Source organism: Flavobacterium noncentrifugens (assembly GCF_900100375.1).
Lineage (GTDB): Bacteria > Bacteroidota > Bacteroidia > Flavobacteriales > Flavobacteriaceae > Flavobacterium > Flavobacterium noncentrifugens.
On the sequence record NZ_FNEZ01000006.1, the window covers coordinates 1 to 15,213 of the forward strand.

General features: G+C 39.6%; 14 protein-coding genes. 6 read left to right on the top strand and 8 right to left on the bottom strand.

Annotated elements, in window-relative coordinates; all coding sequences use genetic code 11:
* Positions 1-1,167, top strand: a 1,167-nt coding sequence (locus BLS32_RS15150; protein WP_175453165.1) for an OmpA family protein, incomplete at its 5' end; no start/stop codon positions are given.
* Positions 1,168-1,645: 478 nt separating this feature from the next.
* Here BLS32_RS15150 and BLS32_RS15155 read toward each other — a convergent pair.
* The 7 genes from BLS32_RS15155 to pyrR form a co-directional block, all read right to left on the bottom strand.
* Positions 1,646-2,161 (bottom strand): CAP domain-containing protein, encoded by a 516-nt coding sequence (locus BLS32_RS15155; RefSeq protein WP_091397778.1) that lies wholly within the window; start codon positions 2,159-2,161, stop codon positions 1,646-1,648.
* Positions 2,162-2,489: 328 nt separating this feature from the next.
* Complete coding sequence (locus tag BLS32_RS15160; protein WP_091397780.1) at positions 2,490-3,002, bottom strand: CAP domain-containing protein; 513 nt, start codon at positions 3,000-3,002, stop codon at positions 2,490-2,492.
* Positions 3,003-3,235: 233 nt separating this feature from the next.
* The gene (gene pdxH / locus BLS32_RS15165; protein WP_091397783.1) at positions 3,236-3,880 is read right to left on the bottom strand and encodes a pyridoxamine 5'-phosphate oxidase; all 645 of its coding nucleotides are present in this window, start codon (positions 3,878-3,880) and stop codon (positions 3,236-3,238) included.
* An 11-nt stretch (positions 3,881-3,891) separates the two neighbouring features.
* Positions 3,892-4,797, bottom strand: coding sequence for a ribonuclease Z (locus BLS32_RS15170; RefSeq protein WP_091397785.1), 906 nt, complete (start codon positions 4,795-4,797; stop codon positions 3,892-3,894).
* Positions 4,798-4,882: 85 nt separating this feature from the next.
* Positions 4,883-5,215 carry a ribonuclease Z gene (locus BLS32_RS15175; RefSeq protein ID WP_091397788.1) on the bottom strand — a complete coding sequence of 111 codons (333 nt, stop codon included), beginning with the start codon at positions 5,213-5,215 and terminating at the stop codon, positions 4,883-4,885.
* Between the two features lie 76 nt (positions 5,216-5,291).
* Complete coding sequence (locus BLS32_RS15180; RefSeq protein WP_091397790.1) at positions 5,292-6,218, bottom strand: aspartate carbamoyltransferase catalytic subunit; 927 nt, start codon at positions 6,216-6,218, stop codon at positions 5,292-5,294.
* Positions 6,219-6,222: 4 nt separating this feature from the next.
* Entirely contained in the window at positions 6,223-6,762 is a 540-nt protein-coding gene (gene pyrR / locus BLS32_RS15185; RefSeq protein WP_091397793.1) for a bifunctional pyr operon transcriptional regulator/uracil phosphoribosyltransferase PyrR, read from the bottom strand.
* Positions 6,763-6,905: 143 nt separating this feature from the next.
* Here pyrR and BLS32_RS15190 point away from each other — a divergent pair, with 143 nt between their 5' ends.
* The 4 genes from BLS32_RS15190 to BLS32_RS15200 all read left to right on the top strand — a co-directional run bounded on the left by BLS32_RS15190 (position 6,906) and on the right by BLS32_RS15200 (position 11,849).
* Positions 6,906-7,367 carry a response regulator gene (locus BLS32_RS15190; protein ID WP_091397794.1) on the top strand — a complete coding sequence of 154 codons (462 nt, stop codon included), beginning with the start codon at positions 6,906-6,908 and terminating at the stop codon, positions 7,365-7,367.
* Positions 7,368-7,373: 6 nt separating this feature from the next.
* On the top strand, positions 7,374-8,762 hold the full coding sequence (locus BLS32_RS15195; RefSeq protein ID WP_091397797.1) for a sensor histidine kinase: 1,389 nt from the start codon (positions 7,374-7,376) through the stop codon (positions 8,760-8,762).
* A gap of 108 nt (positions 8,763-8,870) precedes the next feature.
* Positions 8,871-9,044: a hypothetical protein gene (locus tag BLS32_RS18560; protein WP_170227609.1), complete on the top strand. Its 174-nt coding sequence runs from the start codon at positions 8,871-8,873 to the stop codon at positions 9,042-9,044.
* A 105-nt stretch (positions 9,045-9,149) separates the two neighbouring features.
* Positions 9,150-11,849, top strand: coding sequence for a T9SS type A sorting domain-containing protein (locus BLS32_RS15200; protein WP_091397800.1), 2,700 nt, complete (start codon positions 9,150-9,152; stop codon positions 11,847-11,849).
* Positions 11,850-11,893: 44 nt separating this feature from the next.
* On the opposite strand, the gene BLS32_RS15205 is transcribed toward BLS32_RS15200, so the two are convergent.
* The gene (locus BLS32_RS15205) at positions 11,894-13,510 is read right to left on the bottom strand and encodes an ABC-F family ATP-binding cassette domain-containing protein (protein ID WP_091397802.1); all 1,617 of its coding nucleotides are present in this window, start codon (positions 13,508-13,510) and stop codon (positions 11,894-11,896) included.
* Between the two features lie 201 nt (positions 13,511-13,711).
* Between BLS32_RS15205 and BLS32_RS15210 the strand changes: the two genes are divergently transcribed.
* Entirely contained in the window at positions 13,712-15,121 is a 1,410-nt protein-coding gene (locus tag BLS32_RS15210) for a TlpA family protein disulfide reductase (RefSeq protein ID WP_091397805.1), read from the top strand.
* The last annotated feature ends 92 nt before the right edge of the window (positions 15,122-15,213 follow it).

Below are 15,213 nucleotides of genomic sequence, written 5' to 3' on the forward strand. Positions count from 1 at the left end.
TACAAAGCCACTTTAAAGGACAGCACGAACTGGTCTGACGCTACTGAAGTGCCTTTCAACAGCGATTCTTACAGTACGGCGCATCCAACCCTTAGCGCAGACGGCAAAACGATGTATTTTGCATCAGACATGCCAGGCACGCACGGACAATCGGACATCTGGAAAGTGTCGATTAGTGACGATGGAAGTTTCGGAACGCCGGTAAACCTGGGAACAGGCATCAATACCGAAGGAAAAGAAACCTTCCCCACGATTACCGATGAGAATGAATTGTATTTTGCTACCGACGGGCATCCCGGACTTGGCGGGCTTGACATCTTCATGTCAAAGGTCAATGCCGATGGATCTTATGGAGAACCGCAAAACATCGGAACACCGGCAAACTCGCCACAGGATGATTTTGCTTACCTGATCGATACCAAAACACGCAAGGGCTTTTTGTCTTCAAACAGGACTGGCGGACAGGGTTATGACGACATCTACAAATTCACCGAAACCAGGAAACTGATCTGCGAACAGGTGCTTGCAGGTGTGGTGACCGATCTTGAAACAGGCGAAATATTGGCTGGTGCCAAAGTGACGCTGATGGATGATAAGTTCAACAAGATCAAAGAGATCATGTCTGATGCGGAAGGAAAATATGATTTTGGAATGGTAGAATGCGGCAAGATCTATTATGTAAGAGGCGAGAAAGAAACCTATGAGACCAAAGAGCAGAAAGTGACGATCTCTAAAGAATCCGGAAAAACCGACCTTCCGATCCAATTGGAGAAAAAAGTGAAACCGGTGACTGTGGGCGACGATTTGGCCAAAGCCTTCGGGATCAAGATCATTTACTTTGATTTGGACAAATGGGACATCAGAAGTGATGCAGCATTGGAACTCGAGAAAATCCTTGACGTAATGAAACAATACCCGATGATGAAAATCGACGTGCGTTCGCATACCGATTCGCGCCAGACACACAAATACAACCAGAAACTCTCTGGCCGCAGGGCAGCTTCAACGATCGACTGGCTGGTAGCCAACGGTGTGGAGAAAGCAAGACTGACAGGAAGAGGTTACGGCGAGACCAAACTGGTGAACAAATGTGCCGATGGGGTTCAGTGTACCGAAGAGGAACACCAGGCCAACAGACGCTCTGAGTTTATCATTACAGGTTTGTAAGCAAAAACAAATATTTTATTTGAAAAGCATCCTTCGGGGTGCTTTTTTTGTTTGTCATCCCTAGAGCGAAGTCGAAGTACATTTTCGCTTTGGAAGATTGTTTCGGTTTGGATCACACTGCATCAGGGATGGAAGCGGCATCCTTTTATGGAGCAACGCGAAATAAAAGATAAAGCGGACAGCCCGGGCCGAAGGTGATGCCAAAAATAAAAAAGCCCTCCGAAAATCGGAAGGCTATTTAGGCAGCCTTTTCAAGGCAGAAATATTGGTATGAATTATCCGCTTTGTGTAGCAGTTGTTTCTTCAACCTGCGGATCGTGCTTTATCTTTACGCTTGAAGCTTAATATTATTTTTAATATTGTAAAGATATGGTTTAGAAGTTTGTGAGATTTCAGCATTTGCATTTAAGTTTATATCATTCCATAAAAAAACCACCCAAAGGTGGTTTGTCAAAACAAAAGCAATTAAGATTAATCGTTATTTTTTGATGAAGATATTTGTATAGTATTTTTTGCCGTCGGCATTTTCGCGGATCGCAATACCAAAGTGCGTAAAGTCGCCTTCAATATTTGCTTTGTGGCCTGGGCTATTTAACCACGCGTGAAGCGCAGAACTTGGAGCAACATAATTATAAGCTACGTTTTCGTTTACTTTTACAGCGCCCAAAGCCTGGATGATGTCTTGTGAACGTTGTTCGAACAAGTCATGGTTCAAAGTATTTTTCCCGATCATGTATTCATCATGCTCTTCGGATTTTACAGAAATGTAGTTGATGGTTTGTAAAGGATTTAATCCAAGGCTTACCCTGTGCTCGTTGATCAGGTCGGCTAATTCGAGTTCGCTGCTGCTGTAATCGTAAACTGCATTTAAAGCAGCTTCATTGGCAGCATTAGGAGCAGCTTCTGAAGAATCTGATGAACAAGAAACCATTGATAAGGCGAAAGCCAAGACCATTGCCACAGGCAAAATTGCGTTGCGTAGAGTTGTTTTCATAACTAATAGGTATAAGTTTAAAGTAGATTGTGGGGCAAACTTCTTTAGTATTGATTTTAAGAACGTTGTTGTTTTTTGTTATACCAATATTACGCAATAAAATTAAATAATCGTTTAAACAACACATAAAATCGATGAAATACATTATTTAGCATTTATATAATATAATTTTCTTACAAATATATTTTATAGAAAAATTACAATAAATCATTTGATGATGGCTGGTAATTAACCTATTATAGCTTTCAAATCAATCCTTAACGAGCTAAAAAAAAACCACCCGAAGGTGGTTTTTAGTGTCAAACAAACATTATAAATAAACTCCAATTTATTTCTTGATGAAGATGTTGGTATAATATTTCTTTCCGTTGGCATTTTCGCGGATAGAGATACCAAAGTGTGTGAAGTCGCCTTCGATATTGGCTTTGTGGCCAGGACTTCTAAGCCATGCACTCAATGCAGAGCTTGGTTCAACATAATTATAAGCTACGTTTTCATTCACTTTTACAGCGCCAAGCACCTGAATGATATTTTGTGAGCGTTCCTGAAACAAGTCATGGTTCAAGGCATTCTTCTCGATCATGTATTCGTTGTGCTCCTGGGATTTGTAAGAAATGTGGTTGATGGTCTGTAAAGCATTGAGTCCGATGCTTACCCTGTACTCATTGATCAAGTCGGCCAATTCAAGTTCGCTGGCGCTATAGTCGTAATTCTGAACCAATACTGCCGTAGGTTGGGCAGCTGATTCTTCTGACGAATCTGATGAACAGGAAACCATTGATAAGGCGAAAGCCAAAACCATTGCCACAGGCAAAATTGCGTTGCGTAGAGTTGTTTTCATAAATAGTAGGGATAAGTTTAAAGTAGATTGTGGGGCAAACTTCTTTAATATTGTATTTTAAGAACGTTGTTGTTTTTTGTTGAGACAATATTAAGGCAAACATCGTTTAAAGTACAAATAAAATCGATGAAATGCATAAATTATCAATTTTATAAGATAAATTTCTTACATATTTGACTATTGCGTATAAAAAAACCGCTAAGGAGCGGTTAAAATTTATGCTGTGATGATTGTTAAGGAGCCATTCGGTCGATTTGCCATGAATAATCTTCGTTGATTTTATATCGGATGCGGTCGTGCAAACGGTTTGGCCTGCCTTGCCAGAATTCCATTTCGACAGGTTTTACAGTATATCCGCCCCAATGTTGCGGGCGCGCAATTTCTTTTCCATTATAAGATTCTTCTAAGTTGTGGAGTTTTTCTTCCAAAACTTCTCTTGACGCAATGACTTCACTTTGATTGGAAACGATTGCGCCGAGCTTGCTTCCGTCGGGTCGCGATTCGAAATAACCGTCGGAAATATTTTTGGGAGATTTTTCAGCGATGCCTTTAATAATAATCTGCCTTTCCATCGAATGCCAAAAAAATGACAGGCAGAGATGTGGATTTTCAGCAATTGCCCTGCCCTTTTCCGAATGGTAATTGGTATAAAACGTAAAGCCTTCGAAGTTGAATTGCTTTAAAAGCACGACACGGGACTTTGGAAAACCGTCGAGCCCGATCGTTGAAACCGTCATCGCATTGACTTCTTCCACGCCGCCATAATCTTCCATTTCATGAAACCACTTTTTAAAAAGCGCCATCGGATCTTCGGGGATTTCACTTTCCAGCAACTGGCTTTTTTCGTAGGATTTTCTGTAATTGCTTAAATCGCTCATGGGAATTGGTATTAAATTTCGAATGTTTTTCCGTCATCCGCCAAAAGCACATTCGGGAAAATCGTTTCGGCTTCTTCTTTAAATAATGAGATATTTTCGTAACGTGTGGAATAATGGCCAAGGATCAGCTGCTTTACATTGGCCTTTAAGGCGATTGACGCTGCTTCTTTTGCAGTCGAATGCATGGTTTTTCCTGCTAATGTGGCTTCCGATTCTAAAAAAGTCGATTCGTGGTAAAGCGTGTCAACATCTTTGATCAGGTCGATCATATTTTCATTGTAAACCGTATCTGAGCAGAACGCATAACTTTTTGGCGGAATGGGTTCAAAAGTCAGTTTGTCATTTCCGATAAAAGTGCCGTCGTCAAGCGTAATGTCTTTACCGTTTTTAATATTTTGGAAATAACAGGTTTGAATCTGGTAATGCTTCATTGCTTCGGCATTGAGTTTTTTCTCGCCGATCTTTTCCCGAAACAAATAACCATTCGTGTAAATGCGGTGTTTTAATGGAATCGTCTTTACGATAACTTTCTCATCTTCAAACACAATTTCACTTTCGTTCGATTCGAGTTCATGAAAATAAAGTCCATAACTTGTCCATGAATTGGAGAGCCGCAATTGCAGCGTAATCATTTCTTTGATGCCTTTCGGGCCATAAATATGAAGATCGTTTGTCCTGTTGAGCAGCATGAATGTCGACACCAGCCCGATCAGTCCATACACATGATCGCCGTGCAGGTGCGATATAAAAATGTGGTTGATCTTAGAGAATTTGATCTTATTCTTACGCAATTGTACCTGCGTCGCTTCGCCACAATCGATCAGGAAAAGCCTGTTTTTAATTTCGAGAACCTGTGAAGTTGGGTTTGTGAAAGTTCTTGGTGTTGCGGCATAACAGCCTAATATTGTGAGTTCCATGTGTCAGGTTTGGATCATGAATTGTCAATTATTCATTGTCAATTAGCTTCGCTCAATTCGGCCGTTGCCTCGGGTGTCCATTAAATTAAAAACCAAGGTCGCGTTCTATTTCTTCCATTTCAATAATGTCATGGGCTTCGAGCAAAGTGGGAACAACAGTCAGCTTTTCAGGAACTGCATTAAAATCGATGTTATTGGCAACAACGACAAATGATTTTTTTGCCTTTTTATGGGTTTTAGAAAGTGGCAGGAAACTCTTAATATCCTTATCGGAAATGTTTTTGCAATGGCTCACATCGAGTATTATATTGTGCTTTTCAAAAGTCTTGTATTCATGGGTGACTTTCATCAAAAAAGCAACTACTTCGTCCTGAGTATCCTTAATAATAACAGAATGTCCTTTTTGTTCTACTTTCATGGCGTTGCAATATTATAAGTTGAAATCTCTCAAAGTTACAAAGATTTTACTGTCGGAAAGCGAAAAAGAAGCGGAATTACTTGATTTTTGAAGCCAGTAAATAAATGACAGCCATTCTGATTGCTACACCGTTTTCGACCTGGTTCAAAATGACCGATTGTTGCGAATCTGCTACATCTGAAGATATTTCAACACCGCGGTTTATCGGTCCTGGGTGCATAATTACGATTTCTTTGCTGAGGGAATCCAACAATGCCTTATCTACGCCATATTGCTGTGCATATTCACGAGTTGATGGAAAGTAATTGACATCCATTCGTTCATTTTGCACACGAAGCATATTGGCTACATCGCACCATTCCAATGCTTTGCGCAGATTGGGCTCAACGGTTACGCCAAGCGATTCGATGTATTTCGGAATTAAGGTTTTTGGCCCGCAGACTTTGACTTTAGCGCCTTGAAGCTGCAATGCGAATATATTAGAAAGCGCGACGCGCGAATGCAAAATATCGCCTACAATGACGACTTTCTTCCCTGCGACTTCCCCTAATTTTTCGCGGATCGTAAATGAATCCAATAACCCTTGCGTAGGATGCTCATGCGCGCCATCGCCTGCATTTACGATACTTGCCTTTACATTTTGCGACAGGAAATAAGCGGCTCCGGGATTGGAATGCCGCATCACAACCATATCGACTTTCATGGATAAAATATTGTTCACCGTATCAATCAGGGTTTCGCCTTTTTTAACAGACGACTGCGCTGCCGAAAAACTGATCACATCGGCTGACAAGCGTTTTTGTGCCAATTCGAATGATAATTTGGTGCGTGTGCTATTTTCAAAAAATATATTGGCGATCGTAATGTCGCGAAGTGATGGGACTTTTTTGATCGGGCGGTTGATGACTTCCTTAAAATGGTCGGCGGTTTCAAAAATAAGGTCAATATCATTTTTGTTGATGTATTTGATCCCTAACAAATGATTTACGCTTAATTCTTTCATTGTACTAATTGGTTATTAAATAAACGCCGTCTTCCCCATCCTGAGTTGCCCAGCTCACAAGCACTTTTTCATTATTGATCGCATCGACCTGCCTGCCGCGGTAATCGGGCTGAATTGGCAGATGGCGGCTAAACCTCCGATCAATTAAAACCAAAAGCTCGATCTCTGCAGGCCTTCCGAAAGACTGAATTGCGGTAAGTGCTGCGCGGATGCTTCGGCCGGTGTATAAAACATCATCGATGAAAATGACCTTTTTATTCTCTGTCAGGAAATCGATCTGAGTCCTGTTTGCCTCGAGCGGCTTGTCTGTACGCCTGAAATCGTCCCTGAAAAAAGTAATGTCGAGATAACCGAGTTCGATATTTTTTACGTCGTATTCTTTTTCGAGCAATTCCTTAATGCGTTCAGCCAGGAAAGTACCGCGTGGCTGAATGCCAATAAGAACAGTATTAGAAAAATCAAGGTGTTTTTCGATCAGTTGACAGGCCAAACGGTGCAGAATGATATTGACTTCTTTGGAAGTGAGCAATACTTTTTGACTCATGTGAAGTGTTGTGTTTGGGATGTAAAAGTACAGAAAAATTGTTTTTTACAGGCTAGTTTCGGGATAAAATCTTTCAAATTTAATAAAAAAAACATCCGATTTAGATTATTAATTCTTAATTTAGTCGGCACAACCCATACTTTATGTCCTTCCAATCCTACATTAAAAATATTTTCTTAACAGACGATGATTCAGACGACTGTGTGCTTTTTTCAGAAGCATTGCAGGAGCTATTTCCCAATGAAAAAGCCAATCTGACCATAACAAATGACGGCGTAAAACTCATGGAAGCTTTGAAAGAAAAGGTTCCTCCTGCACCCGAAGTCATTTTCCTTGATTTGAATATGCCCAGGAAAAATGGGTTCGAATGCATTGCAGAAATCCGAAATACGCCAAAATATAAAAACATCCCGATCATTATATTTTCGACTTCTTCCAATAATGATATTGTCGATAAAACTTATGCCCATGGCGCGAATTATTACATCTGCAAGCCGCAGTCGTATCCGCTCTTAAAGAAAACAATTGCATTTGTATTGTCTTTCGACCTTAAAAAACTGAGCCAGCAGCCTTTGCGCGACAAATTTGTGATCAATATGGCCTAATGGATTATGGAAAGACTCAGCCAGTTTCAGATTAAAGTTATTTTTATTTTTGCTTCGGTGATCCTGATTTCGCTTTCGGTTTTTTCGTATTTGCGCATCAATAGTTTGCTGAAATCTTCAGAAATGCTGAACCATACCAATATTGTAAAATTAGAATTGGAAAGTATTTTCTCAAGGATAAAAGATGCCGATTCGGAACAGCGCGGTTATGTACTGACAAAAGACCTGGCTTACATCAACCAGTTCAACAGTACGATCCGGGAAATCCGGAAACGGCAAAAACGACTGGAAATGCTGACATCTGACAATTATTCTCAGCAAAAAAACCTCGAAGCTTTGAACGTGCTGATTGAAAAAAGGATCGTTCACATGAATGCGGTTCTGAAAGATGTGAAAGCCGATCAGACGTTAAAGATCAAAAAAGAAAGATGGCTCGTCGCGCGTGCAATTATGACGGGACTTCGCCAGCAAACGGATAAAATGGTGAATGAGGAGCAATTTCTAATGAAACTCCGAACAAAGTCACTGGTAAAGGAAACTGCGCTTACGCCATTGTTTACGATTTCATTGATCATTGGGTCTATTTTAATTTTGATCCTTTCGTATTACGGCATCAGCAAAGAACTTAAAATTTCAAATACGCTAAAATCGGATCTTGAAAACAAAAACGAGACGTTAGATTTGATGAACAAAGAACTGGAATCGTTCACGTATATTTCGAGCCACGATTTGCAGGAACCGCTCCGAAAAATACAGACTTTTGTTACGCGGATCATCGACAGCGAATTTGAAAATCTTTCATCAAATAGCAAAACCTATCTTATAAAAACCAATGAATCGGCCAACAGGATGCAGGCGTTGATTCGGGACCTGCTCGCCTATTCGCGTTTGAAAACCGAGATATTTCCGGTACAAATCACCAACCTGAGATTTATTGTTGAGGAAGTTAAAAGTACACTTGAAGAAGAAATCCACGAGAAAAATGTTCAGGTTTCCCTCAGCGGGGAAAAAAACGTCAAAATCATTCTGTCGCAGTTTAGGCAATTGCTGACCAACCTGATTTCGAATTCGATCAAATTTGCTGATGACAGCCGGCAATTGCAGATTTCTATTGACAACAAACTCGTAAAAGGCAACGAAACCGGCATTAAAAACTTCAATCCTGAAAGTAGTTATTCCAAAATTACGGTTTCCGACAACGGTATTGGTTTTGATCCTGAATACAAAGACCGCATTTTTGAAGTATTCCAACGACTGCACAACGACATGAATTATAAAGGCACCGGAATCGGGCTAGCCATCGTAAAAAAAATTGTCGAAAACCACAACGGTTTTATTACAGCCGATGGTAAAATCGGGGAAAGCGCCACATTTACCATATATCTCCCGGCATAGCGGGCAAATGCTGTAACATATTTTATAAATGCTGTAAGGCGATGCTTTTTGGTTTTCAGGAACTTTATATCATTAAAATAAATCCTGACAAACTAAACTTTAGAAACCATGAACAACAAGATTTTAAAACCATTATTACTTTTATTCATTTTATTTACTGCAACCAGCTGCGAACTCGTAGAAGGCATTTTTAAAGCCGGAATGGGCGTTGGTATTTTTATTGTGATCGCGATTGTAGCGGTGATCATTTTTATAATAAGCAAATTTACCGGAAGCAAATAACGAATAAAGAAAGCATAAAAGAAACCTGCCGTAGGTTATAGCAGGTTTCTTAAATTTTAACAAATATTTTCTTTAATATTGTATCTCTTTAAAACACTCATTTACATGAAGATACTTTATTATGCACTAATCCTTTTGTGCGCAAATTTATCGGCACAAACCATTGACGCCACTTTTAACCCAGGATCGAATGAAACGGCGAAAGAATACATCGGTCGACAGAGTGCTCCACTACAGTCAGGTAAATTCTTGACAATCTACAGTCTCTATGATGTTGGTGATGAGGGTATTTCGAAAATTATTAGAATTACTGAGAACGGTTCAATAGACAATACCTTTACTCCAATCGAATTTGGTGAATCAGATTCTTTTTTCCCAAGTAGGATTTTTATGAGGCCGGATGATAGTTTTGTTGTAACAAGCTCAGCTTCAATTCGCAGCTATACCGCTTCCGGACAACTTACTGCCAACTTTATCAATCCATCGTTCGAAACAACGGCAACAACCGGGCAAATGATTAATGATCTTGTTTTTCAAACGGATGGCAAAATGATTCTTAGCGGGCAATTTACAATAGTAAATGGTATCGCAAAACGAGGGCTTGTACGTTTGAATCTTGATGGAAGCATAGACGCGACGTTTAATCCGTCAGGCACCGGCCTTTACGGGAGTGCAAATCAAGCGGTAGTACAAGAAAACGGCAAAATTGTTGTGTGTGGCAATTTTCATTCGTATAATGGCGTGGCCAAGCACCATATTTTACGCCTCAATGCTGATGGAACCATTGACAGTTCCTTCGACGTTCCTTATATTGACGGCCCATTCGGCGGATTTCAAAAGGGAATTAAAGATCCTATACGTGGTATTGCGGTGCAGGCAGATGGCAAAATTATTCCTGTAGGCGCTGAGATGTATGAAAACTATACTGTTTTTTACAATATTGTAAGATTGAATGCCAATGGTACTAGGGACATAAAATTTGATGACACGACTAATACAATTGCTACCAACTATGTTACCGTTAAATCAGATGGATCGATCTGGACAAAAGGAGGTTCTTATGTTGCAAAATACAACAGCAATGGGATTCGGGATATTTCCTTTTTACAAAGCACAGTTAAATATTCCGAGAGCACAAATGGTGGCTTTTATTTTATAGGTGATAAAGTGGTTGTAAATAGTGATTATTGGGATGTTTCAGGAATTACCCGAGATTATATTTTTCGCTTAAACGCAAATGGCAGCATCGATAAAACATTCAATCCAGGATATGGATTTAATAAAATCTTCCATAATCGGGCCAATCGCTTAAACCAAGATGCCATCGTTTCTAAAATATTGAAAGACGGTAAAATATTTGTTTCAGGTAATTTCTCTTCTTATAATGATGTGGGATGTCCTTCTGTAATCAGATTGACACGGGACGGCAGCATCGACCCTACATTTGTCCTTGATCCGGGAGTACTTGCGAGCAATACCGGTCAGGATAACCAAACCGATAATCAACTCATACAGCAGCAACCTGACGGAAAATTGATTCTCGGGCGCAGTTTGTTTTATTCTACAATTGCAGGTATCACTGGTACGATCCGCTTGAATGAAAACGGATCAATTGACCTTCCATTTTCTCTTGCAGTTGCAAACATTGTTATCACAAGTTACCTAATTCAGCCTGATGGAAAAATCGTAATTAACTCAGGCTTTAGTATTAGGCGGCTTAATGGAGATGGCTCTATCGATACAACATTTAACGGCCCAACTGATGCCAATGGTTACAGCATTATCGAACTGCAGAAGGATGGTAAAATACTTGTAGCTGGGCTCGGCAGTACTGGCGGTTGGCCCTATTTAAAACGGCTAAATGCAGATGGTTCTCCAGACAATACAATGCGAACAATTAATCGCGATCCTTTTAATGCTGTCAAAGTGCAGCCCGATGGCAAAATTCTAATATTTTCAGGAACATTTGGTAAAAGGATTTCCAGAGTCAATGAAGACGGAACAGAGGATACTACATTCAACGAATATGTTGGTGATGTTTTGCCTATCAACGTGTTTGAGAATGGGCAAATATTATTAATTTCGGCATATAACTGGTTCAATCTAGAATCCTATCGATCCATAATTATCTTAAATAGCGATGGAACGTTCTCCCATTCTTTTGTAAATAAAAGTGGTTACTTTGGAGTGCAGGATTGCAGCAACCTAATTTTTTGGTCTGAACTAAGGGACATCGACAACTCAGGTAAAGATTATATGCTACGATACAATATCAATGATATCATTAGTGCCATTCCGCCAGATGGGCCGTTGCATTTTAGTTTTACTCAAGGCCAAACGTTGTTGGACATTCATGTTCAAGGGCAAAATATCCAATGGTACGCCAGTCAAAGCAGCTGCATGATGGAAAACAGTAAGAGCGCTGTAGCTTCAAGTCCGTCGACATTGGATCCAAATACACCGCTTGTTAACGGTAAAACTTACTATGCCTCTCAAATCATAAACAATATCGAAAGTTTATACAGGCTTCCGGTGACAGTCGAATTGTCATTAAACACAAACAATAATCCTGATGCTTCTTATTTTAAGACTTTTCCAAATCCGGTAAAAGAAACTTTCAATATTGCTGCAAAAGAAAACATCGAACAAATTGAGGTCTATAATACACACGGAATGCTTTTGGATTCAAAAAATTACAGCAGTAACAGTTTACAAATTGATTTTTCCAATCGCGGCAGCGGAATTTATTTCGTAACGGTTCGATCTGAACATCAATCACAAACAATAAAAGTGATTAAAAATTAAATATTATTTATAAAAAATCCCGCTTTATGAGCGGGATTTTTTATTTAAGAATACATTTTCTTCCTAAGTTCCTGAACTTTATCATCGTCAAGGTAATCATCGAAAGTCATGTAACGGTCAATTGCTCCGTTTGGTGTCAACTCTACAACACGAGTACCAACGGTTTGTGCAAATTCGTGGTCATGCGTGGTGAAAATAATTGAGCCTTTAAAGTTTTTAAGCGAATTGTTGAATGCCGTAATAGATTCAAGATCTAAGTGATTCGTTGGTTCGTCGAGCATCAAGATGTTTGCTCTTTCCATCATCATGCGCGAAAGCATGCAACGCACTTTTTCACCTCCTGATAATACGCGGCTGGTTTTTAAAGCTTCTTCGCCTGAGAAAATCATTTTTCCTAAAAATCCACGAATATAGACTTCGTCGCGCTCTTCTTCGGTTTTTGCCCATTGGCGCAACCAATCGACTAATGTTAAATCGTTTTCGAAAAACGAATGGTTATCCACCGGAAGGTATGCTTGGTTTGTTGTAATTCCCCAATCGAAAGTGCCATTATCGGCTTTTTGATTTCCGCTTAAGATTTCGTAAAATGCTGTTGTAGCACGCGAATCTTTAGAAAACAACACGATTTTATCGCCTTTTGCCATATTTAAATCGACCCCTGAAAATAAAGTTTCTCCGTCTACAGATGCGCTTAAATTTTGAACATTTAGAATCTGGTCCCCGGCTTCACGTTCCTGGTCAAAAATAATTGCAGGATAACGGCGGCTTGAAGGCTTGATCTCGGAAATATTCAGTTTGCTGATCATTTTCTTACGGGAAGTTGCCTGTTTGGATTTGGCTACGTTGGCACTGAAACGGCGAATGAATTCTTCGAGTTCCTGTTTCTTTTCCTCAGCCTTTTTATTCTGCTGTGCCCGTTGTTTGGCAGCCAATTGGCTTGATTCGTACCAAAACGTATAATTTCCTGAATAATGGTTGATTTTACTAAAATCAATATCTGAAATGTGCGTACAAACAGCATCCAGAAAGTGGCGGTCGTGAGAAACTACGATTACCGTACTTTCATAATTGGCAAGGAAATTCTCAAGCCACGCGATCGTTTCAAAATCCAGGTCATTCGTTGGCTCATCCATGATCAATACGTCAGGATTTCCAAAAAGCGCTTGCGCCAATAAGACGCGGACTTTTAATTTTCCGTCAAGATCGCCCATTAAAGAATAGTGGAATTCCTCTCCGATGCCCAGATTCGAAAGCATTGCCGCAGCATCTGAATCGGCGTTCCAGCCATTCATTTCTTCAAACTGCACCTGCAACTCTCCAATTCGATCTGCATTTTTATCGTTGTAATCGAGGTACAATTCGTCCATTTCTTTTTTTACGGCAAATAGGACTTTGTTTCCCATCATGACCGTTTCCAAAACAGTATGTTCGTCGAACATATTGTGATTTTGGTTTAAAACAGACATCCTTTTTCCTGGTTCAAGGTGAACGTGTCCGGAAGTCGGATCCATATCGCCTGCAAGAATTTTAAGAAAGGTAGATTTTCCGGCACCATTTGCGCCTATGACTCCGTATATGTTTCCGTGGACGAAAGTTGTGTTCACTTCATCGAACAAAATCCTTTTTCCAAACTGTACGGATAAATTATTTACTGAAAGCATTGCTGTAGATTTATTTTCGTGCAAAAGTAAGGAATAAATGGCAATTTTTGAGCACTTCTGAAAAAACGGAAATGATATGATATCGACCGTCACATTATATGGAATCCGTTTAAATATGAATGCTTTGGCTTACTTTTAACGATGCATTAACAGCAACCTTAATCGTTTGCGGATATATTTGTATCCTTATAACCGCTATAAATGAATATTAAAAAGGAAACTGTCTTTTTATTCTTTGCTTCTTCCCTGATCGTACTGTTTAGTTCCTGCAATAAAGGATTCAAAAGTGACAATTACACGGCATATTTTGGCGGTGAAGTTACCAATCCGACGAGTCCTTATGTATTGTTTTCAAATAACTTAGGAGTGATTGACAGTGTAAAACTCGACAGCAACAACCGATTTTTCATCAAATTCGATTCGCTGGCTCCGGGCATGTATTCTTTTAAAAATGAACCGGAATACCAATATGTTTATTTCGATAAGAATGACAGCATTATGGTGCACATCAATGCGAAAGACTTTGATAATTCCCTTGTTTTTTGCGGACGCGGCGACCAAAAGAACAATTTTCTAATGGAATTGTATCTTAAAAATGAACAAGACCGCGGAAAAATATTCGACATTTTTGATTTTGATCCGCCGCGATTTTTAGCCAATATCGATTCTTCTTACCAATCACGCGAAAAATTCTACAATACTAAAAAAGAAGAAATCAAATGGGATGATTCTTTCGATACGTATGCCAAGGCGGCACTCGATTTTCCGCATTATTCAAAAAAGGAGATTTATCCACAGGTTCATAAAATCCGCACCGGTAATGATGTGAATGAAACATTGCCTGCAAATTATTACGACTTCCGCAAGAAAATCGATTACAACGACAGCAAGCTCGTCAATTATTCGCCATTCGTCAATTACCTGACGCACATGCTGAACAATATGGCTGCAATCAATTACCACAACCATTTTACAGAAGTGGATTTGGCATTAAAGACCAATATCAATAAACTCAACATTGCCGATACGCTGATTAAAAATGAAACGGTTCGAAATACCATCCTGAACAACATCGCATTTACATACCTGCTCGAAGACCAAAATATGGTCAACAACCAGAAATTCCTCGAAACCTACCATAAATATTCTACCGATAAAAGTCGGAAAAACGAAATCCTGAAAATTGGAAACGCCATACAGCTCCTGAACGTTGGCAAGAAATTGCCCGAAGTAGAATTTGTAAACAGCAGCAACCAGATTGTAAAATCAGACGATTTTGCCAAAAAGAGAACGGTGCTTTTTTTCTGGACAGAAAACCTCGGATCGCATTTCCTCGCAGCCAACAAAAAAGTACTTGCGTTAAAGAAAAAATACCCCGATTACCAATTCATTGCCATCAACCTCGACAACGACCAAGCCGAATGGAACAACCTGCTTTCCAAATACAATTTTGACGAAATCCTGCAACTTCGTGCCGCCGATTTCCAAGACCTAAAAGCCAAATGGGCGATCACAAAAGTACACCGCACCATTGTTGTCAACGCCGACGGAACCATTAAAAATGCATTTACAAACTTATTCGATTTAAATTTCGAAGACAACCTGAAGTAAATTACGATTTCAGATTTACGATATAAAAAAGGCTTCCCAAATCCGGAAGCCCTTTTTATTATCAATTGTCAATTATCAATTCTTCATTGATG

Coding starts and splice junctions, on each gene's coding strand:
- BLS32_RS15175 (WP_091397788.1), bottom strand. CDS start 5,215: ATGAAAGTAGAACAAAAAGGACATTCTGTTATTATTAAGGATACTCAG.
- BLS32_RS15210 (WP_091397805.1), top strand. CDS start 13,712: ATGAATATTAAAAAGGAAACTGTCTTTTTATTCTTTGCTTCTTCCCTG.
- pyrR (WP_091397793.1), bottom strand. CDS start 6,762: ATGAGTCAAAAAGTATTGCTCACTTCCAAAGAAGTCAATATCATTCTG.
- BLS32_RS15155 (WP_091397778.1), bottom strand. CDS start 2,161: ATGAAAACAACTCTACGCAACGCAATTTTGCCTGTGGCAATGGTCTTG.
- pdxH (WP_091397783.1), bottom strand. CDS start 3,880: ATGAGCGATTTAAGCAATTACAGAAAATCCTACGAAAAAAGCCAGTTG.
- BLS32_RS15170 (WP_091397785.1), bottom strand. CDS start 4,797: ATGGAACTCACAATATTAGGCTGTTATGCCGCAACACCAAGAACTTTC.
- BLS32_RS18560 (WP_170227609.1), top strand. CDS start 8,871: ATGAACAACAAGATTTTAAAACCATTATTACTTTTATTCATTTTATTT.
- BLS32_RS15205 (WP_091397802.1), bottom strand. CDS start 13,510: ATGCTTTCAGTAAATAATTTATCCGTACAGTTTGGAAAAAGGATTTTG.
- BLS32_RS15190 (WP_091397794.1), top strand. CDS start 6,906: ATGTCCTTCCAATCCTACATTAAAAATATTTTCTTAACAGACGATGAT.
- BLS32_RS15160 (WP_091397780.1), bottom strand. CDS start 3,002: ATGAAAACAACTCTACGCAACGCAATTTTGCCTGTGGCAATGGTTTTG.
- BLS32_RS15180 (WP_091397790.1), bottom strand. CDS start 6,218: ATGAAAGAATTAAGCGTAAATCATTTGTTAGGGATCAAATACATCAAC.
- BLS32_RS15200 (WP_091397800.1), top strand. CDS start 9,150: ATGAAGATACTTTATTATGCACTAATCCTTTTGTGCGCAAATTTATCG.
- BLS32_RS15195 (WP_091397797.1), top strand. CDS start 7,374: ATGGAAAGACTCAGCCAGTTTCAGATTAAAGTTATTTTTATTTTTGCT.